Genomic DNA, 21,639 nt, shown 5'->3' on the forward strand with positions numbered 1-21,639 from the left:
AGGGAACAACGGTGTCATTCGAAGAAGCGTGGGGTCAGGCGCGCACTGCGGCTACGGCACGGCAGAACGCAACCATGCGGCTGAACCAGGCAGCCGCCAGCGGCGGTGGGAACAGCGGCGCATCCGACTACAAGGTCACCTCACCAGACCTCAAAGCGGTCGGTAACGAGGCACAGGAACTCTTCCACCGGCTTGAGGTTGACGGGTTTCATGCCGGAGCCCAAACGGACGTGGCGGCAAAGAGCTTGGCCGCGCAGAAGTTCAAGACGGGGTCTGCCCTCTGGACGGCTTGGGACACATGGCGCTCCCAGGTCGAAGCCCTGTTGAGTGCTTGCGCGCACATCCACAATCATCTGGAAGACACGGTCATCACCCACCGGAATCATGAGGAGGAGTTGGCCACCAACCACTCCTTGGCCACGCTCGACAAGCACTTCAAGTGAGGGCCTGAATGCTGACGTTCGATGAGGTGCTCCACGTCGGATTGACGGGCCTCGACTCCGCAGTCACTGATTGGTCGGCGACCATCAACAAACTCAGGGAACTGGAGGAGACGGCTGAGAACGGACTTCGGAACAAGGCCGACAAGGCCGACTGGGCGGGCGAGAACGCAGGGATCACCAAGTCGTTCGTCAAGAAGACGGCCAAGGAGTTCAGCGACGCCGCGAAGGTGGCGGAGAGTATTCGCAACGTTCTCCGTGATGCCCTGTCCGAGTTCAAGTCCGCACAGAAGTCGCTCGAGGATGTAATCAAAACTGCGCCGGGTAAGGGTATCCACATCGACGCCGAAGGCATCGTGAGTTACCTTGTGCACCCCGACCGGCGTAGCAAGAGTTATGACGGGCCCAAGCCCACAGAAGCGGATTTCGAAGCCGTGAGGGCCACGATCAAGGCCGCCATCGACAAGGCGAACGAAGCCGACGAGATCGCTTCCCGCGCTCTGCGCACGCTGGTGGGGAAGGACAAGAACAACTTCTCCGGCACGGAGTACAGCGGGCTCAAACAAGCCGCGAAGGCGCAGGACGCGGAGGACGCGAAGAAGGCGGCAAACATCGTCAAGAAGGGTGACGACGCCACACCCGAAGAGATCGACCGGCTCAACAAGTACTTCAAGGACAACAAGGACGACCGATACTTCGCCGAGCAGTTTGCCGTCCGAGTCGGGGTGAAGGGCGGGATCGAGTACTGGGCGGATTTGGGCGACCCGAGCGACGGCTCCAGGCTCGGACTGGACCACGCCAAGAAGATCAAGGAGCTCCAGGAAAACTGGAGCATGACTCTGGCCACGGCGTCGCACTCGAACAGCGAGGACATGACCAGATGGAAGTCCGACATGATCAAGTCGGGCGACGAGGTATTCCGCACGCGTGGAACATCCGTCTACGGATTCCAGGTCATGAGTAACCTCATGAGGGACGGCGTATACGAGACAAAGTTCCTGAACGACTATGGTAAATCGCTCTTTGCTGCCGAGCAGAAAATGACCAGGGGTAACGCGAGTAATGCCGACCTGGCCTGGAATCCTTCTTTCTCGACATCGCATCTGAATTGGGACGGGAAGGATCTCGGCAGGGACCCCATGAATGGGTTTATGGAAGCACTGGGCCACAACCCCAAGGCTTCAACTGAATTCTTCAACAGTAAATTGGACCTTACTCCAGAGAACCATGACGACAACAAGAATGTCAGCGCCTTCAAGTACTTCACCGAGGAGCGTGACTGGCCGGAAGACAATACGAAGGACGGATTCAGCAACAAGTACGGCTACGACAGTCTGGGGCACGCACTCGAATCGGCAACAATCGGAAACGCCTACGATACTCCGGCTGGCGAATTCAAGGACGTTCGCACCGAGGATAACGCTAAGGTCATGCAGAAAGTTGTCAATTTTTACGGCAGCGAACCGAAGTATATGCACGAACAGGGCATCGCAGACAGCCTTTCACGAATGGGCTCTGCCTATATCGACGAATTCAATAGGTCTCTTGAGCAAGAGGATGTCAGCTCGGAGTACGCGCAGCCGGACTCACCCTTCGGAGCTTTCAAGGACGGTCATTCCCGCTTCGGCGAGGAGTACGACAATAAACTCTTGTTCACGCGCGGAGACACCGTCGATTTCATGGGTATCGTAGCGCAGAGCAAGGAAGGGCATGCACAAATGTCGGCAGCTCAGTCCATCTACACTACGAGCGTCATGGACGCTCACGGACCAAATCCTGGGTCGCAACAACTCAAGGATACAGATCTCACAGACCTCAAGACTGCGTTGCGTATCGGGAGCGAAACGCACGGCATCCTCGACTATTCACGCATGGGCCAGATCGACAAGGACTTCGAGAAGGATACTGAGGAACGCGCCAAGGCAATCGCCGAAACCACAGAATGGGTAAAGTTCGGAACAGGGGCGGCCATCGCAGGTGGCGTGGTAGCAGTTACCGGTGGATTCGGCGCTGCTGCTGTCCTCGCCCCACTCGCAGTGGAGACAGTGGGTGGCGGCCTCTCCACCTACCTTGGGATGGAGACCGACGACCTGGCCGAGCAGTACGAGAAGGACGGTCGGGAACTCATGAAGGAGAAGTCGGACAAGCTGAGCGATGAGGCGCTCCTCCTGGGGGAAGCCAACGCACAAAAGCCCAAGGAAGCTTATGTCCAGGCTCCTGGATGGAGTCAGGAAAATCGCAACTTCCTGGAAGAGGAACTAACGAAATACATCAAGGATAGTCGTTCACACGCCAGAGACGATATCCTCCCCGACCCCTATGAAAAGGAAGACTGATGAAGTCCACTGCGAGACTAGTGGCGATCACGGTCGCGCTTGCGGCTGCCATCAGTGCCTGCTCGGAAGAAGCAGAAAGCACGGCTGGCAGCGGTCTCAAGGGTGAGGCTGTTTGCGACTCGTTCGCCACCGACTCGACTGTCGCCGCGGCGCTTGAAGAGGTATCTGGCACCGACACCTTTACTCAAGACGGGTCGGAGCCCGACAAGACCCTGGCATCGCTTCGGGCTGCCGACGGCGAACTGGAAAGTGGCGAGACCTCGGGGTCGCCCTTCTGCAGACTGCAGTCGCCAGCTGACGGGAAAACAATCCTCTCAGTCAATTTCCGAGAGGCGCTGACTGTCGACAAACCCGATAAGGAAGACGAGAAACATTTCACGTTCTACAATACCGGAGAGTCTGGCCTCGCATCGGACCGTACCGCTTCCCTCTACTTCCGTTGTCGAATGAAAGAACCGAACAAGTCCATCATCATCAATGGCAGCCTGGAGCGGGAGAATATGGTGGATGCAACCGAGAAAAAACTGTCCCGCGATCACATCATTCTACTGAACGCGGCGGCGCACAAAGTCGCATCTGAGTTGGGCTGCGAGGATTCTGGTCTAACTAAGGGAACCCCTGTAGCAACTTCGGGAGTCTACGCCTGACGCAACGTCCCGTTCACGGATGGCGGTCACCGGCCCTGGCCGGACGCCGCATTCGCATTCCGCTGAGGCCGTAAAGAGTGGTCATGCCTTGGGCATACCACCGCCCCTCGCACATCCCAGTGATCTATCACCTGCTCGGCCTCGTCCGGGGACGGCCGGTCTCCTGGGCAAAAAAACCGACGCGGCCTTATGGCCGTAGCCGCGTACGTCAGCGGCTACGCGGGATCCAACACAGGCTTGGCGGGAAGCCCTCCGCTGTTCTCGCAGCGCAGGTGCTTGGCCATGGCGAGCGAGACGGAGTGCGCCACGGTCGCGTAGGCCTCCTTCAACGCCTTAATGTCACCCTCAGGTTCATGAAACGGATCCCGGTGCTCCACGCCGATGACGACGTGGGCCACTGTCGTCGGGGTGGAGAGCCTCTCGCTCTGGCACGAGAAATAGATGTACGCCTGGTCCTCTGCTGCCAGGGCTTCCTCCCCCATCTTCAGCACGGTGAACTTCGGGGCCGCCGGCTCGTCCGTCGGGCCACTGTCGTCCAACCTCCAGGTGATTCTGAGGTCAAAATCCGGTGTATCGCGGGGTGTGAAGACACGACAGGCATCCATGGTCGTGGTGGGGGCGAACGCCTCCACCAGGTCCGTCGCGGCCTGCGCGATGGTGTACCTCTCTGCCGACGCCTCGAATCGCGACGTCCCCGTGATCACCTTCAGTGCCTTGGACGCGTCGGCGGATATGGCGTCTCCACCGCAGAGTTGTGTCCCGGTGACAACCTTGTAGTCGTCCGGAACTCCGTCCCCATCCCGTCCACACCCCGTGGCACCGAGAAACAACGAACCGGCCACGGCCGCGGAGAGGAACCCCCCGCGTACCAACCTACGACTCATCACTGTCCGCATCCTTACGTGTCCTCGGCTGTCCACCGGCCTCAGCCGGTCTCCGGGGCGTTGCCCTGCTGGTTCTCCCGGTCGTTGCCGACTGAATAACCGAGCAGCATCGATTCGTAGAGGTCCTGCGCGAATACACTCTTGTCGGGGTCGATATCGTGATGCGCCAGGAAATCCGCCATCGGGGCCTCGGCCATGCTCTCACCGGCGGTGTAAATCGCCTTTTTCTCGTCGTCGGTGAGCTCTTCCATCTTCTCCTTGTGCTCATCCACAGATTTTTCGGACATGTCGCCGACCATCTGACCGATGACCTGTTCGGCAGCACCGGCGGCGGTATCCGTCGCCAGCGGGATGAGCACCGCGGCCGTGCCCACGGCCGCGGTCGCGGGCAGGAAGGCGACGCCCGCCGCAATGCCCACCGCGGCCCCGAACTGGACCCAGCCCGCTCGCTTGGCGACCGCCTTCTCGTAGTCTTCGTGGGTCTTGAGGTTCGTTGCCTCCACCTGGTCGGCCCGGGACTGGTCGAGCATGCCCTGTGCCTCGGCACCCACGCGTACGGTCGCCCTTGCCTTGGCAGCCGCCTCATCGTCAATCTTTCCGTCCGGGCCCACTGCTGCTTCTAGCACGCTACGGGTGTAGGCCTGCTCCGCGGCCGAGACCGTCGCGTACGCGTCCGGGTGCTGACCCAGGGTGCTGAGGAAGCCCCGGACGATACTCCGCCCGTTCCCGTCCCCCGTGTCCGCGAAGTCGATGTGCCCCCCCGGGCTCGTGCCCGGCGCGAACACGCTCTCCGGGTGGTTTTTGGCCAGCGCCCAGTTGATGTCGTCGATATAGCCGCCGCCCATGACGCCCAGGCTGTCGGACAACGCCTCGTGGTGCTCCTTCAGCAGACCCGGGTCCGCGCTGTACTTCTCCATGACCTTCTGCATGATCGCGGCGTTGTCCGCGTCCCGCACCACATCGGCGTCCGGGTGCCCGGCCGGGTAGCCGAGGGTCGCTGCCTCCAGGGCGCGGCCAAAGGCGTCGGGCATGTGGTTGAGTGATTCCTTGCGTTCCTTCTCGTCGAGCGAGTTGACGTCGGGGAAGGACTCCCATTTCTCGTTGCCGAAGAAGTCGAAGTAGTTGCCGATCTCCTTGCCGTCCTTGTCCTTCCCGAGGTCGGCCGTGGCACCGCGGTCGATCGTGCCGTCCTCGTTGTAGGCGGTCGGCGGGTCGGTGAAGAACTTCTTCGCCGCGTCGGGACTGTTGCCGAGCGCTTGCAGCATGGCGGTGGCGGGATCATAACCAGCCCCGTTCACGCCGGAGGGGTTGAACGGGTTCTTGAACGGACTGTTCACCACCTTGTTCCCGGCGAACATACCCGGGTCCTTCGCGTGCAACTGCGCCACGTGTTCGGCGATCGGGTTGAGGAACTTCGCGTCGTAGTTCCCGTACCGCATGATTCCGCCGAGCAGCTGGTATCCGAACGGGCCGACGTAGTCGTGCTTGGACAGCGGAATGCGCTCCGTACCCAACTTGCGCAGCTCCGGGCCCCACTTGTCGGCGAACTGCTTGTCGTTGGAGGCCGTGGCCAGGTTGAGTCCGAGATTCTCCTGGAGCTGCTGGACGTCCTTGAGGCGCTGCGAATCGACCTTGTTGTACTCGTACGTGTCCGTGGAGAGCTGGCCGAAGAACGCGAGCGACTTCTCGGGGCCGAGCTTCTCGTAGAACTCCTTGGCGAACTCCACCGACTTGCTGTTGTCCTTCAGCAGCTCGTTGAGCTCCTGCAGTTCGTCGTGTGTGAGGTCCCGGCCCTTGCCGGCCAGAGCGGCGGCGCGGGCGGCTTCCTCCTGGTCCAGCTTCGTGTACGTCGGGGCGCTGAAGTCCTTGCGGTCGGTGACGTTGGCCTCAAGCGTGTTCTTGAGGGTGAGGTCGGTGTCGTTGCAGCTCTCGACGATGAGGTCGATCTTCTTCTGCCACGCCTCGATGTTCCGCGCCTCCTGCTGCAGGGGCTCTTTGTAGTCAGGGTCGTGCAGTGCCCCTGGAATCTCGGACAACGGCTTCCGCGCCGTCACCTTGCCCTTGCCGTCCACGTGGATACCGGCCGCGGGCCCCTCGTGGTCCCGGATGTTGATCAGGTCGTCCTTGGCCTTCTTGATGGCTGCGTGACCCTCTTCCAGGATCAGCTTCACGCCCCTGGCCTCGGCGGCGGCGTCCGCGAACTCCTTGGCCGTCTTGCCGATGAACGCCTTGGTGACCCCGGCGTTGACGCCCTCCCAGGACGCCTTGTCCGCCTTCGCCTTCATCCCGTCGGTGGCGTCGGTGGCGAGCTGGTCCAGCTTCTTGGCCATCGTCGACCAGTCGTCGACGGCGGTCTTCAGCTTGGCCACCGGGGCGTCGATGATGTCCTCGTACTTCAGCATGCCGCGCGCTCCCCCGAGCCCTATTTCATGTACTTGGTGAGCTCGGCCACCCGCGTCAGATCTCCTTCGATCTTCACCTCGTCCTTGGCGTGCTGGGCCTTGCTGTAATCGAGGTGGTTGGAGATCTGCGAGCAGGCGTCGAGCAGTGTCCTCAGGTGGGTCTGCCAGTAGTCGTGCACCTTCAGCACGGCCGAACCGCTCACGAAGTTCCCGTTGGTCAGCGCCGTCGCCGCGTCGAACGTGGCGGGACGGGCGAGGTCACCGTCCTTCGCCAGCCTACCCAGCAGGTCGTACGCCTCGTTGCCGATGGCGCCGAGGTCGTCCCGATTGACCACCAGGTCGGGCCCGCCAGCGCCTCCGCCGCCCTCGGCCGGAACCCTGTTGAGCTGCATGGCAGTTCGCTCGGCCGCCGCCGCACGCAGTTCGGCCCATTCTTGCTCGAACATTATGAATTCCCCCGAGTCCGTCCTGGCAGGCCACGCCACCATGCTCGCGCGGGCCACCGACCTGATCACCTGTCTCTGATCACCCAAGCGCTGGCCACAGCACCACGGGGGAGGCAGCGCATCTCGCCGCCTCCCCACCCCTCAGCCGTGTTTCAGCTCATCAGCATGCGGATGCGCTTCGCACCGTCCAGGTCCGTGCCCTGGTAGCCGATGACCGACCTGTCCAGGAGGCTGGCGATGACGTTGAGCTGCTGGGCCATGGCCTGCATCTCGGTGGTGTTCTTGCGCTGGATGTCTCCGTACGCCGTCTTCGCCTCACCCTCCCAGGTCTCGGCGACGCGCTTGACCTCCTGCATGAGGACTTCGAGTTCCTGTGTGAGGTCCGTGGCGGTCTTACGGACGTCGCTCGCCGCCTGGGTGACCGTGGCGTAGCTGATCGCTGTGCGGTCGAATCCGGTGCTCATCGTGGGTCTCCTCCGTGGCTCAGGCGAGGCTGGTGATGCTGTTGCGGGTGGTGTAGGCCTGCCCGTGCATGCTGGCGTCAGCCTGGGTCTGGGACTCCGCGGAGTTGTCCACCTTCCGGATTTCCGCGATGCGCTCCTGCTCGTGCTCCTCGAACCCGTTGACGGCCATGCGCATGACCTCTTCCAGGTCGACGAGGTTGTCCTGGAGCTTCTTCAGGTGGACGTTCACCTCGCGCTGCACCCTGTCGTACTCCTGGCTGGCCGCGCCTTGCCAGCCGCCCTGAATCATGTCCACGACGGTGTTGAGTGAGGTCACACGACGGCTCACCTCGACGTGGAAGTTCTGGATCTTGTTGGCGAGCGCGATGAGTTGGTCGTTCTCGCGTTTCTGGTCCGCCGAGATGTCACTCACAGGTTCTTCACCCTCCTCTTGAAGTGACGGCGGCTGCGACCGCCGCGACGCGTCCATCGAGGCCGGACGCCCAGATGGTCCAGGCGGGCAAGAATCACCGCGAACGCCACGCGACGACGCGCGGCCACAGCGTTACACCGCCCCCGTGCCGTACCACCCACGTGATCTCGCATGTGATACCGCATGCCACTTTAGTCACTTGACGAGATGCTTCCAACTGCAAAGTTGCGACGGGGTAGTTCAGACGCGGATGGGGGTGCGAATCGCGGAGTGTTACGCGTTCCTGTTCCGTCTGTCGGTCACAGGTGTGTCACCGCGCAAGTACTGTGAGTCCGTTGGTTCGTACGTCGGGAAGGGACCGCGCCGTCATGGCCGATGGGCTGGACAAGGACGCCGAGAAGGCACTCAGGGAACGCAAGGAGCGCGAGAAGGACGAGTTGTACGCGCTCGACATCTCGGGGGTGGAGTGGCACAGCGCGCCCGGCACCGAGGAGCACGACGAGCGGGTGGAGATCGCCTACCTGCCCGGGGGTGCCGTGGCCATGAGGTCCTCCCTCGACCCGGACACCGTCCTGCGGTACACCGAAGCCGAGTGGCGTGCCTTCGTACTCGGTGCGCGGGACGGGGAGTTCGACCTGGAGCCGGCGCCTCACAACGGCGGGCTCGACCACCTCGGTCAAGCGAGGGGTTAAGGGGTCGAGGCCTCTTCTGCCTCGGGGCCCGCCGGGTCCGGTGCGCGATGCGCGTCGGACCCGGCGGATCGGCTCACGCGTCGGTCCCCCGGTGCCGACGGCGGCGTAGATCGCGGAGCACGACGGCCGTGCCGGCGATGACCGTGACCACGGCGGCGGTGACGCCGAGGACGTACGTGGCGTAGCGCTCGTCGCGTTCGTGCGGGGTCTCGGCGAGGGAGAAGCGGGCGGTGTCGGGGGCCGGGGCCTTGGAGACGCCGGGATCGGGGGTGGGTGAGGAGGGCGGATCGGCGAGGTCGGAGTCCTGGACGGCACGCACCGGGTCGACGATGCCCCAGCCGACGAAGTTGTCGTGGCCGTTGACGGCGCGTTCGGCGGTCTGTTCTATCTGGGTCACGATCTGGGCGGTCGTCCAGTCCGGGCGCTTCTCCTTGAGGAGCGCGGCGACTCCGGCGACGAACGGGGCGGAGAAGCTTGTGCCGTTGTCGGAGCACTGGCCGCCGCCCGGGACCGTGGACACGATGTCGACACCGGGGGCCGCTACGCCCACGAACTCTCCCGCCTGGGAGAAGGAGGCCCGTTCGTTGTTGCGGTCGGAGGACGCCACCGCGAGGACGCCGGGGAAGGCGGCCGGGTAGGTGTTCTTGTACGTGCCGTCGAGGCCGTCGTTGCCCGCGGAGGCGACCACGACGACTTTCTGGGCGATGGCGGCGCGCACCGCCTGCGCGAGCCGGGACGTGCCGGACAGGGGTTTCGTCGTGTCCTGGGAGATGTTGATGACGTCCGCGCCCTGGGCCACGGCGTACGTGATCGCCTCCGCCATGGAGTCCGAGTCGCCGCTGTTCTCGGCGTCGTTCTGGCGGATCGGGATGATCGTGGCGTTGGGGGCGAGGCCCACGAAGCCGGTGTCGTCGTGCGGCCGGGCCGCGATGATGCCCGCGACCTTCGTGCCGTGGCCCTCTCGGTCGTTCGTCGGATCGGCGCCCTTGCCCTTGGCCAGGAAGTCGCGTCCGGCCGCCTTGTCGACGGCCCCCTTCAGCTGCGGGTTTCTGTCGTCCACCCCGGTGTCGATGACCGCGACCCGGACACCCTTGCCCTTGTCGGTGCCCTGCCACAGCTCGTCGAGGAGCACCCGCTGCAACGCCCAGGGGGTGCCCTTGACCGGCTTGGCGGGGAACGTGCACTCACCGCTGCCGTCCAACCGCACGGGGGGCGCCACCGCGGCGGGCAGGCCGAGTCCTGGCCCAGCCGACTCGGTCACCGCGCCGGACAGGTGGACCGGCCCGGAATCGGGCGGTGCGGTGGTGCTCAGCACGGCCAGGGGCATGGCCAGGAGCACGGCCGCCGCGGCCGTCAGGGTTGTCTTCTTCGGCGACACCAGTACGTCGCTCCTGTCCTTCTGTCGTGTGAAGCCGCTGCGGGGGGTGTCGCGAGTGTGGTTCGTCGCGGGCACGCGGTGCGATGGGGACGGGGTCGCGCTCAGGAACCCTGCGGCTGGCGTGCGCTGTTGGTGTCGAGTCGGGGGCCCTTGGCCAGGAACTCCGACCAGACCAGCGGGACCTTCGCCGGGCGGACGTTCTGGTAGCCGAGCTTCACCTGGGCCTCGCTCGGCTCCGGCGTACCGTCCGACGTCTTCTGCTTGCCGTCCGCGCCGACGCCGGACCGCTCGCTGTCGCTGTCCCCGTTCGCCTGGACGGCGTACCGCAGGCCGGTGTCCGTCACCAGGAAGAGCGAGCCCGAGTCGCTGTCGGTGCCCTGGATCTGCGTGTAGAGCAGTCCCGTTCCCGGGGTGACGTACGTGCTCGTGCCGCCCGCGGCGATCTCGGCGGGGTACTCGGTGCCCGCCCAGGTCTGCAGGGTGGTGTCGTTGTCCTCGTCCACGTCCCGCAGGACGCTGCACACGGTGTTGCGGCCGGAGTCCGCGGAGGCCGAGTTGACCATGGAGGCGCGCCGCGTCGGCCAGTTGTCCCGCTGACCGGCGAAGGAGGCTGTGTCGGCGGTGAAGTCCTGGAGGCCCACCCGGGCGGCCTCGCTGTTCATGTTGAGGACGGCGGTCCTGGGCGAGTTGATCAACAGCCAGGCGGTGAACTCGCTGACGGGCTTCACTCGGCCCGGCAGTACGACGTGGTACTTCTCGCCCGAGCCCGTCTGTGTCACGAGCACCATGCCGACCCGGTTCTCGTCGTCGGAGAGTTGGCCCTGGACACCGGCCGGGGAGCCGACGCCGGAGGGGAGTTCGGGAAACGAGATCGGATCGCCCTTGTGCAGGGTGTCGATCCATTCCTTCGTGACGAGCTGCGGCTGCTTGGAGCCGACGAGCGCGTCCGTCAGCTTCCCGTCGTCCGCTTCCGTGGCCGCGACCGGCACGGGGTACGCCTTCCCCGCGGCGTCCACCAGATAGCGGTCCCCGGCGCGGGTCCTGACGTACAACACCTCGCCGCCGGAGAGGCGTTCGGAGCCGTCCGTCCTCTCCATGTCCCGGTCGGCGAGGACGAACGTCGCCTCCTGGACCGTGCTTCCCTTGCCGCCGGGCTGCTCGCACACCGCCCACCGCTTGGCCTTGCCCGCCTCGTCGGCGGTCGGCAGCCGGTCGGGGGCGTAGGGGATGCCGAGGATCGGGCCGCGGGGCGGCTTGCCCGAGTCGAGGATCTTGTCGCTGATCTGGACGACCTGGTAGTCGGCGCCGTTCATGAGCAGCCGGGCGGAGGCCAGGTTGAGGACGGGGTGCAGGCGGGTCGTCCCGTCCGTCTTGAGGACGACGTAGCGCGTCGTGGACTGCTTGCTCACGATGACCCGGGTGCCGGGCTGGTTCCAGTCCTTGGGGGCGGTGGGCTGGAACATCCCCCAGGCCCCGAAGACGCCCAGAATGACGGCGCCAGCGATCAGGCTGGGCACGACGGCCCGCAGCGGCTTGGGCGCCCCTTCCTCCGAACCCCAGGGGGACGGCTGGAGGAAGGCCGCGAGCGTACGTCGCTTCGCGAACGTGTAGGCGTTGAGTTCGTCCCGCCGTGATGCCATGAGTGCCTGTTTCTCCCCGTACCGCGTCCCGGGGGCGACGCCCCCGCCCTCCGCTGTGAGACCGGCCCCTACTATGCCCGTTGAACCCATGCGCTTGTGGGGCGGGTAGGGTTCGTTCCACATCGAGGCCGCTGCCGAGTAGGGCGTTTCAGATGACTACGGGGGGTTTGCAGCAATGGCTTCCGCAAGCCGGACGCGATCACGGTCGCGTACACAAGCGGCCGACCCGCGTTCCGCTCATGCCGCTCGTACCGCTCCTTCCGTCGCACCCTCGGCCTCGCCCGCGGTAACGGCGCCTTCTCCCAGTCCGTTCGCACCGCATCTCAAGGCGGGGTCCGGGCACTTCGGGGCTTTCCGGTTGCAGCAGTTGCTGCTGGTCGAGGCGGCCGCCGCGGTACTGCTCGTCGGTTGGGCGGTGCACCCTCTCGTTCTCGTACCCGCGGTCGTCGTCGCGATCCTGCTGGTGCTGCTCGCCGTCGTACGTCGCAGGGGGCGCTCGTTGCCCGAATGGCTGGCAACAGCACGGGCGTTGAAGTCACGGCAGCGCAAGGCGGCCGAGACGGTGATACCGCCCGGGACCGAGCCGGGACTCGCGCCCGCGGTCGAGTGCGACCCGACGCTGCGCACGTACGCGTTCGGCGGACGGGACCGGCGCGGTGTCGGGATCATCGGAGACGGGACGTTCGTCAGCGCGGTGTTGCAGGTCGAGGCGGACGCGACGGCGTTGCGAGCCGACCGGAGCCGACAGCCGTTGCCGCTGAACCTGGTGCGGGACGCGCTGGACGTCGACGGGATCCGGCTGGAGGGGGCGCAGATCGTGCTGCATACCCAACCGGCGCCCGCGATCCAGTTGCCCCAGCAGTCGGTGGCCGTCAGCAACTACGCGCCGTTGCAGGCCCAGACGGGTACGCCGGCCATTCGGATCACCTGGATCGCGCTGAAGCTCGACCCGGAGCTGTGCCCGGAGGCCGTGGCGGCGCGCGGCGGCGGTCTCCTGGGTGCGCAGAAGTGCGTCGTACGGGTCGCCGACCATCTGGCCAGCCGGCTGACCGGTGCCGGGTTCCGGGCGACCGTGCTCGACGAGGAGGAGCTGATCGCCGCCGTCGCGACCTCCGCCTGCGCCAATCCGCTGGTGACGGCGGAGGCCGGGCGTACGGACACTCCGCAGCGGCGGACCGAGGAGTCCGGGCGTAGCTGGCGGTGCGACAACCGGCGGCACACCACCTACTGGGTGCGGCGCTGGCCGCAGCTGGGCGGGCAGGGGACCTCGCTCCCCCGGCTCGTGGGCGCGCTGACAGCCGTGCCCGCGCTCGCTACGACCTTCAGTCTGACCCTGGCCCGCGGGGAGCGGCAGGACGTGACGCTCACCGGGCATCTGCGGGTGACCGGACGCAGCGACGACGAACTCGTCGCGGCCCGCCGCGCGTTGGAGCACGCCGCCCGCGAGACCGGCACGGGGCTCGCGCGCCTCGACCGCGAGCAACTGCCGGGTGTCCTCGCCACGCTGCCTCTCGGGGGTGCGCGATGACGGTGACGACCGGCGCGGGTGCGCAGGCACCGGGTCCACAGCCGCAGGGGGCCCAACCCCAGGGGGCCCGGCCGCAGGGCGCGTATCCGGCGGGTTCGCCGGGGGGTTCCGTCTCGGGCGGGGCCTCGACCGGGCCGTCCGTCGGGGAGCGGGTGCGTGAGCGGGTGCGCTCCGGTCTGGGGCTCATCGGGCCCCGGCACGGCCGGCACACACTCACCGCCGGGCAACTCGACACGCTGGCGCTGCCCATCGGGGACGACGGGGTCGTCATCGGGGTGGACGCCGAGGGCCAGCCCGCCGTGCTGGGCGTCAACCGGCCCACTCCGTACGACGTCGTCCTCATCGGCGGTTTGTGGACCGCCCAGGTCCTCGCCCTGCGCGCGGCGGCGACGGGTGCGCGGGTCGCCGTGGAGACCGGGCGGGCGCAGTTGTGGATGCAGATGGTGCACGCCATGGGCGGCGGCCAGAACGGTATGACGGTGTACGACGTCGGCCGGGTGCCGCCGCAGGGCGCGTCGGCGGGCAACCCGGTGCTGGTGGTGCGTGACTGCGGTATGCGCCCGCCACGCGGCCGGGTGGTCTCCGGGCCCTGGCAGTCGGTGCTGACGCTGCTGCCGTATCTCAGCCCGGTGGCCCCGAGACTCATCCGTCAGGCGCGGCTCGTCGGCGTACAACGGGTCTCGCCGGACGAGGCAGCCGAGTTGGGGCGCACGATGGCGCTGCCCCGGGGGGACGTGGAGTCGCTGCCGACGCTCGCCGACGGCGTCACCCTGTGGTGCGCCGACCGCGACCGGCAGTACGTGATGACCCAGCCGACCGACGCGGAGACGGGTTTGCTGGGGACGCCCCGACGGATGGACTGAGGGTGCGCGCCCGGTCCGGGGCGCGTCCTCGGCGTGCCCGCCGGGTACGCCTCTCAGGGTCCTCCGTGGTGTGCGTGTCGGGTGAGCGTGTGTGAGGTATCCGTGTCGGGTTCCGCGTCAGGTGCCTCGCGGGAAGTCCGTCTCTGAGTGTCTCGTTCTGCTTGCTTTGCGGTAATGACCGGATGGGGCAGTCCCGTTGAGGGTGCGGGTGTCACCTCCGGGCAGGGTGTGACGGAACGGGCGGCCGCGGAGGGGCGGACGGGCCTGCCGTCGTCACGCTCGTGGTGATTAGGCTGGGACCGGGGGCGCACATCACGACGTTCAGGACGACACGGCTCGAACGACGAGAACGGTCGGCCCCGGTACGACTTTGAGGGTGCTCGACCACACCAGGAGGAATTGTGAACAGCGATCGGGACGGGATGCGCGGGGGCTGGGCCACGCCCGGCGATGACCAGTCCGACGCGGAGTCCGCCATCGAGACGACGGGCGAGTTCACCATCGACTACGCACCGCCTGCCTGGTACACGCAGAACGCCTCGCCGCAAGGGGCCGGTTCGGACCCGGGGCCGGGGGCGGGGACGAACGTGGGGGCCGGTGCGGGTGCCGATGCCAGTGCGGGCGGCGCGGGTGCGGGTGCGGGAGGAGCCGCTCCGGTGGCCGGGCCCGTGACACCTCCGCAGGCCCCGGCGTCGAGCGGCGCCTATCCCCCGCCGTGGCCCCCGGTGGCCGCCGCGCCCACGCCGGCCCCGGCTCCCGCCCAGGCGCCCACTCCTGTCCCCCCTCCCGCACCCGCTCCGGCCGACATCGACAGCGGTGACATCGAGAGCGGCGCGACCATGCGGATCTCCGCCGCCGCGCTGAAGCGTGACATCGCACAGGTGGACACGCCTGGGGAGGTCGCTGCCGCTGCCCCCGGTGGGGGTGCGGAGGCCGCCTCGGACGCGCATGTGGTGGGTGACGGGGCCGCGGGCGCCGACGCGAGTGCGGAAGCACCCGAGGTCCAGGCCGAGGCTGAGGGCGTGGCGGTCGTCGGCGCAGGTGACCTGGACGGTGATCGTGGCGCCGAGGGAACCGCTCAGAGCGGTTCCGGGACCGACGGTTCGGTCGAGAGCGCTACTCAGGGGCAGGGTCAGGGTCCGGGTCCGGGTCCGGGTCCGGGTCCGGGTCAGGAGGGTGCCACCAACGTAGCCGGGGCCGACGCCGAACCAGCCGATGCGGTGGAGGGCCGGTCCGAGCCGGGTGATGTGAGCGCCGAGGGCTCGGCGGGTGCCGACGTGTCCGGCGAGGACGGCCCGAGCAGCGAGACCACGGAGGCTGCGACGGCCGCCGAGGTGCCCGGCGAAGCCGGTGGCCCGGAAGCCGAGCAGCCCGGTGACGCCGTCACCCCGGACGCCGCTGCCGGACAGGCCGAGCCGGCGAGCGCCGCCGCCCCGCAGGACACCCCTTCCGAGGGCGCCACCCCGCAGGTGCCCAGCCCGGACACGGACGAGCCCGCCAGCACCACCCCCGTCACCGCGAACGCCGAGGGCACGGCCCCGCAGAACGCACCGGCCGCGCCCGTCTCGCCGGACGCCTCCGCTGCCGTACCGCAGACTCCTCCCGCCTGGACTCCCCCGCCGGCCCCGCAGGGCGGGCTGCCTCCGCTGCCGCCCGCGTACCAGCCCGCCGCGCCCACCCCGCCCGCACCGGCCGCGCAATGGCCCACGTCCGCGCCGTCGGCCCCGGCCGCGCAGGCGTTCCCGGAAACCCCGGATCCCGCGCAGTCGGCGGTCCCGCAGCAGCCGATCCACCCGCAGGCCCCCCAGGGTGCGCCCGCGGCCTGGAGCGACGCGGCCGATGCAGCACCGGGTGCGCCTGGCACGCCTGGTTCACCGTCGGCGCCAGGTACGCCCGGTACACCCGGTGCCCCGACGGCGCAGGGTGCGCCCGCCGTCCCGGGCACCCCCGGCACCCCCACCGCTCCGGGCACCCCCACCGCTCCGGGCACCCCCGGCACCCCCACGCCCCCGCAGCCCCCGAACGACGTTCCGCCCCCGGCGGGTTACGGCTTCCCGCCACCCCCGGCGCAGCCCGGCCAGCCGGCCCAGCCCGCCCCCGGCTACGGCTTCCCCCAGCCGCCGGCACAGCCCGGCCACCCGGAACAGCCCGGACGGCCCGCGCACCCCGCCGCCAACTACGGCTTCCCGCAGCCCCCGGCCCACCCCGGCGCCCCCGCACCGTCCGCGCCCCCGGCTCAGCCCACCCCCGGCTACGGCTTCCCGCCCGCCGCCTCCGCGCCGCCGCAGGCGCCCGTACCCCAGCAAGGCGGCTACGGCTTCCCCCAGCCGCAGGCACAGCACGACACCCCGAACGCCCCCGGCACCCCGAACGCCCCCGACGGCGCGAGCACGCCGGGTGCCCCTGCGGCCACGCCGACCCCGACCACCCCTCAGCCCCCGGCCCCGCCCGCGGGCTACGGCTTCCCGCACCCCGGCGCACCCCAGACTCCGGGCAGCCCCGCCGGTGCTTTCGGCGCACCCCATGCTCCGGGCGCCCCTGGCGCCCCCCAGAGCGGCTACGGCTTCCCCCAGCCCGGCGCGCCCGCCCAGCCGCCCGCTCCCATCCCCGGCCAGCCCGGCCCGGCAGGCCACGGCTTCCCCCAACCCCCGGCCCAACCCGGCACCCCGAACACCCCCGGCGCTCCCGGCAACCCCGATCACCCGGCCCGGCCCGGCCAGTTCGGTGATCCCGGAACCCCCGCCCACCCCCAAGCCCCCGCAGGCGCCCCCACCGCCCCCGTCGACCCCCGTACCGGTGTCGCCTGGCCGCAGGCCGTGCAGCACGATCAGCGGCAGCCGACCAACCCCGGTGTGGCGCCGCTCGGTTACACGGCGGCCGTCGAGCTGTCCTCCGACCGGCTGCTCAACAGCAAGAAGCAGAAGACGAAGAGCAGCCGGCCGGCGTCCGGCGGCGGACGGTTCAAGCTCGGGGGCAAGAAGGAGGAGGCCGAGCGGCAGCGGAAGCTCCAGCTGATCAGGACCCCCGTCCTGTCCTGCTACCGCATCGCGGTCATCAGCCTCAAGGGCGGCGTCGGCAAGACCACGACGACCACCGCCCTCGGCTCCACACTCGCCAGCGAACGCCAGGACAAGATCCTCGCGATCGACGCCAACCCGGACGCGGGCACGCTCGGCCGCCGCGTCCGCCGCGAGACCGGCGCCACCATCCGCGATCTGGTCCAGGCGATCCCGTACCTCAACTCGTACATGGACATCCGGCGGTTCACCTCCCAGGCCCCCTCGGGTCTGGAGATCATCGCCAACGACGTCGACCCGGCCGTCTCCACCACGTTCAACGACGAGGACTACCGGCGTGCGATCGACGTGCTCGGCAAGCAGTACCCGATCATCCTGACCGACTCGGGCACGGGTCTGCTCTACAGCGCGATGCGCGGAGTGCTGGACCTGGCCGACCAGCTGATCATCATCTCGACGCCGTCCGTGGACGGCGCGAGCAGCGCCAGTACGACGCTGGACTGGCTCTCCGCGCACGGCTACCAGGACCTGGTGGCGCGGTCCATCACGGTCATCTCGGGTGTGCGCGAGACGGGCAAGATGATCAAGGTGGAGGACATCGTCCACCACTTCGAGACGCGCTGCCGTGGCGTCGTGGTCGTACCGTTCGACGAACACCTCGCGGCCGGCGCGGAGTTGGACCTCGACATGATGCGGCCGAAGGTGCGGGAGGCGTACTTCACGCTCGCCGCGATGGTCGCCGAGGACATCGCACGGCACCAGCAGTCGCACGGTCTGTGGACGTCCGACGGCAACCCGCCGCCGGTGGCCGCCCCGCCCCTGCCGGGCCAGCCCGTCCCGGGCCAGCAGCCCTACCCTCCCCAGGGCCAGCCCCATCCCGGCCAGCCGTACCCCGGCCAGCCCTATCCGGGTCAGGCCCCCCACCCCGGCCAGGCTCCCCAGCCCCACCCCGGCCAGCCGCTCTACGGCCACCCGGCGCCGGGCGGGCCGTACCCGCCCCAGCAGGGCCAGACCCCGCCGCCCGCCGCACCCCCGCAGCAGTAGCGGGAGCAGGTTCAGGGGCAGACCGGAGCAATGGAAAGGCCCGTACCGTCCTCGACGGTACGGGCCTTTCCGTATGGGGCTACTTCCCCTCGTACGCCGCGATCAGTTCACGGCACTTCTTCACGTCCTCCGCCATCGCCACGAGCAGCGCCTCCAGCGACTCGAACTTCGCCTGTCCCCGTACGAACGCGAGGAAGTCGACGGCCACATGGAGCCCGTACAGATCGAGGCCGACGCGGTCGATCGCGTACGCCTCGACCGTGCGCTCGGTGCCGTCGAACTGCGGGTTCGTGCCGACGGAGATCGCGGCCGGCATGGCCTCGCCGTCGACGTGCAGCCAGCCGGCGTAGACGCCGTCGGCGGGGATCGCGGTGTGCGGGAGGGTCTCGACGTTGGCCGTGGGGAAGCCCAGCTCACGGCCGCGCTGGGCACCGCGTACGACGACGCCCTCGACGCGGTGGGGGCGCCCGAGGATCTCGTGTGCGCCCTCGACGTCGCCCTCGGCGATCAGCCGCCGGGTCAGGGTGGAGGAGAAGGGCTCGCCGCCGCCCGCCTCACCGCTGACGTACAGGTCGACGACCTCCACGTCGAAGTCGTACGTCTTGCCCTGCTCGGCGAGGAACAGCACGTCCCCGGCGGCCTTGTGGCCGAAGCGGAAGTTGGGGCCCTCGACGACCGCCTTGGCGTGCAGCTTGTCGACCAGGACCTTGACCACGAAGTCGGCCGGCGACAGCCGGGAGAACTCCGTCGTGAAGGGCAGGACCAGCACCGCGTCCACACCCAGCTCGGCCATCAGTTCGGCGCGGCGGTGGTGCGGGGCGAGCAGCGGCGGGTGCGTGCCGGGGCGCACCACCTCGCTGGGGTGCGGGTCGAAGGTGACGACGACGGAGGGAACACCCAGCTCGCGGGCGCGTTCCACGGCGTGCCGGAGGATGAGCTGGTGCCCGCGGTGCACCCCGTCGTAGGAACCGATGGTGACGACGCTGCGCCCCCAGTCCTCGGGGATGTCCTCCAAGCCACGCCAGCGCTGCACTGTGACCGCTCCTCGTCGAACCTGTGTCCGTGGTTGCCTCTACGCAGGTCTAAGGGTGCCATGCCCGCGGGCGTCGGCCCGCATCGGCATCCGGCCTGTGACGGGGAGCACGGTCGAGGCACCCTTCTCAGGCGGGCACGCGCACCCCCGGTTCGCCCGCCAGGTTCTCGATCATCCGGCGGGTGCTCGGCCCCACCACCGCGGCCCATTCCCGCGGTGTGCCGCTGAGCCAGCCCGCCACCAGCTCCGCGAAGCCGGGGAGGTGACGGGCGAGGTCGACGAGCGCCCAATCGAAACGGGTCGCCCCTTCGGGCGTACGGACGAGGAGCCGGCCGACCCGGTGCACCAGCTCCCCGGTGTCCGCGGCGTGCGCCTCGGTGCCGCGGCCGGTGGGGACGCGGGAGGCGGCCACGGCCCGCAGCAGCGTGTCCAGGACGGACGGGTCGCGCTCGGTCGCCATCAGCAGGTCGAGGAACTCACGGCGCAGCGGCCCGGAGGCGGCGGTGCCCGGCTCGGCGAACACGGTCGCGAGGGCCGCCCGCACCTGGACGGGCCCGTCGACGATGAGCCCGCTGATCAGCGGAAACAGTACGGCGCGGGTCCCCGGGCCGTGCTCCAGCCGCCGTTCGACGTACGCGGCGGCATGTCCGGCCGTCTCCGGGCGCAGCTCCACGATCTCCCGTACGAGGCCGCTGACGCGCCGGGCGAGCGCGGGAGTGGTGATCTCGGCGAGGGTGCGCAGGGCCCCGCCGTCGGCGCCGGGTGCCCGCAGCCGGGTGCGGAAGGCGTCCAGCACGGGGTCGGGGTGGCTGGGCAGGGCGGCGACCAGCGCGCCTGCGGGCAGCTGCGGGTCACCCGCCGCGAACCGCTCCAGCGCCCGCGGAAGGTATCGGGCCCTGGTTCCCGGGTCGCGGACGAGCAGCGCGAGCGCTCCGCCGTGCAGGGTGAGGTCGGCGGGGCGGGCCAGCAGGGTGAGGGCGGCGTGGCGGAGCAGTTCGCGGTCGGCGTCCGTGCGCGTGTGGGGCGCCGACCGCAGCGCGTACGCCAGGGCCGCCACCCGTCGCGCCGGACGCTCGTCGTGCGCCCACCGGTCCACGGCCCGGCACACGGCCGACGGCTCCTCCTCTGCCAGTACGGCGAGCAGCTCGTCCGCGCGCCGGTGCGCGCTGTCCACGAGCGTCTCCGTCAGGTCGTCGAGGGCCCCGCTCCGGTGGGTGTGCAGCAGTGCCTGCGCGGCTGTGGCCACGGTGGCGTCGGGCGTGGCGACCAGCGGGGTGTTGTCGTGGAACCAACGGGTCAGATGCGGGGGCACGCCGGTCGGGTCGGCGGCGAGGAGGCGGGAGACCGCGTCCAGGTAGCGCGGACCCTCGCCGGTGGCCGGGTCGGCGACGACGAGGCGTCGCAGCAGGTCGAACCGTTCCGGCTCGGGCAGCGGCAGCGATTCCCAGAAGCCGGGCCCGAACTCCTCGGGTACGCACCTGCCCTGGGTCCGCCAGGCCCCGATCCGCTCGGCGAGGAACCGCAGGACCCTGGTGTACGGGCTCGCGTCGGGCACCCTCAGCAGGACGTCGGCGAGGAGATGGGTGGCCCACCAGGTCGGGTCGTCGGGTGCCGTACGGCCCGGCGGGAGCAGCGCGTCCAGGGCGTCCAGCAACTCCTCCAGCCGCCCGGCGAGTTCGGTCGGCCCCTGCTGACGGCCGAGGAGCAGCAGGGCGTGGACGACGGGGCCGATGCGGTGGCGGGGCACCGGGAGGTTGCGCGTGGCCCGGCGTGCCTGGCGGCGGACGCGGGCCTCGGACGGCATGGTGCCCCAGCCGCGGCGGGCCTCGTCCTGCGCGATCCAGCCCCGGTGCACCAGCGCGTGCAGGGCGGCGTCGAGGTCCAGGTGGGCGCCCTGGATCCAGTCGGCCAGCTCCTCGTGCGCGAAACGGTAGCCCTCGCCCGCCGGGACGAGCAGCCCCTCCGTGAGCACGGCCGAGGCCCAGCCGACGGTACCGCCGAGCCGCTCTCCCGGCACCGGACCCCAGGGGAACACCGCCTCGAACGCCGCCCGGCCCAGCTCGCCCTGCCCGGGCCCCAGACACCGCCGCGCCGCCTCGTGCACCTGCCCGGAGACCTGTGCCGCGAGCCGCCGTACGGCCGTCCCCCGCATCCCGTTCGCCGCGGCGAGCCGTACGGCGATGCGCAGGCACATGAGGTCGAGATAGGCGCCGAGCACCTCGTCGCGGTCCGGCGCCGACGCCCGGCCCGGTCGCTCCTCGCCCCGGCCGCGCACCCGCGTCCGCCCCGGCTCCTCCGCGCCCCCGCCGCCTCCACACACGTCGGCGCCCGCGCCCGCCGAGGCACCCGCGCCCCCCGACGCGCCCCCGCCCATGCCCGCGGGGCCGTCCGTGCCGTCCGTGCCGTCCGTGCC

15 protein-coding genes and 1 pseudogene are annotated in these 21,639 nt (G+C 69.1%); 7 read left to right on the forward strand and 9 right to left on the reverse strand.

Annotation, left to right across the window (positions count from 1 at the left end; all coding sequences use genetic code 11):
- Positions 1-11 precede the first annotated feature (11 nt).
- Genes SMA5143A_RS21130 through SMA5143A_RS42605 form a run of 3 tightly spaced genes read left to right on the forward strand, consistent with a single transcriptional unit; the run spans position 12 to position 3,423 of the window.
- Entirely contained in the window at positions 12-443 is a 432-nt protein-coding gene (locus SMA5143A_RS21130; protein ID WP_107464467.1) for a hypothetical protein, read from the forward strand.
- 8 nt (positions 444-451) lie between these two features.
- A complete protein-coding gene (locus SMA5143A_RS21135) occupies positions 452-2,776 on the forward strand; it encodes a DUF6571 family protein (RefSeq protein ID WP_107464468.1) in 2,325 nt (774 codons plus the stop codon).
- The gene (locus SMA5143A_RS42605; RefSeq protein WP_146193925.1) at positions 2,776-3,423 is read left to right on the forward strand and encodes a hypothetical protein; all 648 of its coding nucleotides are present in this window, start codon (positions 2,776-2,778) and stop codon (positions 3,421-3,423) included. The genes SMA5143A_RS21135 and SMA5143A_RS42605 overlap by 1 nt, the downstream gene beginning before the upstream one ends.
- A 215-nt stretch (positions 3,424-3,638) precedes the next feature.
- On the opposite strand, the gene SMA5143A_RS21140 is transcribed toward SMA5143A_RS42605, so the two are convergent.
- The 5 genes from SMA5143A_RS21140 to SMA5143A_RS21160 all read right to left on the reverse strand — a co-directional run bounded on the left by SMA5143A_RS21140 (position 3,639) and on the right by SMA5143A_RS21160 (position 8,031).
- Positions 3,639-4,307 (reverse strand): hypothetical protein, encoded by a 669-nt coding sequence (locus SMA5143A_RS21140; RefSeq protein ID WP_258193651.1) that lies wholly within the window; start codon positions 4,305-4,307, stop codon positions 3,639-3,641.
- A 41-nt stretch (positions 4,308-4,348) separates the two neighbouring features.
- Positions 4,349-6,709, reverse strand: coding sequence for a hypothetical protein (locus SMA5143A_RS21145; protein WP_107464469.1), 2,361 nt, complete (start codon positions 6,707-6,709; stop codon positions 4,349-4,351).
- Positions 6,710-6,729: 20 nt separating this feature from the next.
- Positions 6,730-7,158 carry a hypothetical protein gene (locus SMA5143A_RS21150; RefSeq protein WP_107464478.1) on the reverse strand — a complete coding sequence of 143 codons (429 nt, stop codon included), beginning with the start codon at positions 7,156-7,158 and terminating at the stop codon, positions 6,730-6,732.
- A 149-nt stretch (positions 7,159-7,307) separates the two neighbouring features.
- A complete protein-coding gene (locus tag SMA5143A_RS21155) occupies positions 7,308-7,619 on the reverse strand; it encodes a WXG100 family type VII secretion target (RefSeq protein WP_107464470.1) in 312 nt (103 codons plus the stop codon).
- Positions 7,620-7,638: 19 nt separating this feature from the next.
- A complete protein-coding gene (locus SMA5143A_RS21160; protein WP_258193652.1) occupies positions 7,639-8,031 on the reverse strand; it encodes a WXG100 family type VII secretion target in 393 nt (130 codons plus the stop codon).
- Between the two features lie 368 nt (positions 8,032-8,399).
- Here SMA5143A_RS21160 and SMA5143A_RS21165 point away from each other — a divergent pair, with 368 nt between their 5' ends.
- Positions 8,400-8,723, forward strand: a complete 324-nt coding sequence (locus tag SMA5143A_RS21165; protein ID WP_107464472.1) for a DUF397 domain-containing protein — start codon at positions 8,400-8,402, stop codon at positions 8,721-8,723.
- A 73-nt stretch (positions 8,724-8,796) separates the two neighbouring features.
- Here SMA5143A_RS21165 and mycP read toward each other — a convergent pair whose 3' ends face one another.
- Both mycP and eccB read right to left on the reverse strand, forming a co-directional pair.
- Entirely contained in the window at positions 8,797-10,050 is a 1,254-nt protein-coding gene (gene mycP, locus SMA5143A_RS21170) for a type VII secretion-associated serine protease mycosin (protein ID WP_107464479.1), read from the reverse strand.
- A 152-nt stretch (positions 10,051-10,202) separates the two neighbouring features.
- Positions 10,203-11,741, reverse strand: a complete 1,539-nt coding sequence (gene eccB / locus SMA5143A_RS21175; protein WP_107464473.1) for a type VII secretion protein EccB — start codon at positions 11,739-11,741, stop codon at positions 10,203-10,205.
- A gap of 175 nt (positions 11,742-11,916) precedes the next feature.
- Here eccB and eccE point away from each other — a divergent pair, with 175 nt between their 5' ends.
- From eccE to SMA5143A_RS21190, 3 genes are all read left to right on the forward strand, one after another.
- On the forward strand, positions 11,917-13,269 hold the full coding sequence (gene eccE / locus SMA5143A_RS21180; RefSeq protein WP_258193654.1) for a type VII secretion protein EccE: 1,353 nt from the start codon (positions 11,917-11,919) through the stop codon (positions 13,267-13,269).
- Between the two features lie 152 nt (positions 13,270-13,421).
- Positions 13,422-14,132 carry a hypothetical protein gene (locus SMA5143A_RS21185; RefSeq protein WP_107464474.1) on the forward strand — a complete coding sequence of 237 codons (711 nt, stop codon included), beginning with the start codon at positions 13,422-13,424 and terminating at the stop codon, positions 14,130-14,132.
- A 401-nt stretch (positions 14,133-14,533) separates the two neighbouring features.
- Positions 14,534-18,193, forward strand: a complete 3,660-nt coding sequence (locus SMA5143A_RS21190; protein ID WP_258193656.1) for an SCO5717 family growth-regulating ATPase — start codon at positions 14,534-14,536, stop codon at positions 18,191-18,193.
- Between the two features lie 79 nt (positions 18,194-18,272).
- Here the strand turns inward: SMA5143A_RS21190 and SMA5143A_RS21195 are convergent, their stop codons facing one another.
- Together SMA5143A_RS21195 and SMA5143A_RS21200 are read right to left on the reverse strand one after the other, a co-directional pair.
- Positions 18,273-19,226 carry a bifunctional riboflavin kinase/FAD synthetase gene (locus SMA5143A_RS21195; RefSeq protein ID WP_107464476.1) on the reverse strand — a complete coding sequence of 318 codons (954 nt, stop codon included), beginning with the start codon at positions 19,224-19,226 and terminating at the stop codon, positions 18,273-18,275.
- A 127-nt stretch (positions 19,227-19,353) separates the two neighbouring features.
- A pseudogene (locus SMA5143A_RS21200) lies at positions 19,354-21,639 on the reverse strand (serine protease); the annotation flags it as partial.

Origin of the sequence: Streptomyces sp. MA5143a (assembly GCF_900290235.1) — a bacterium.
Classification (GTDB): Bacteria; Actinomycetota; Actinomycetes; order Streptomycetales; family Streptomycetaceae; genus Streptomyces.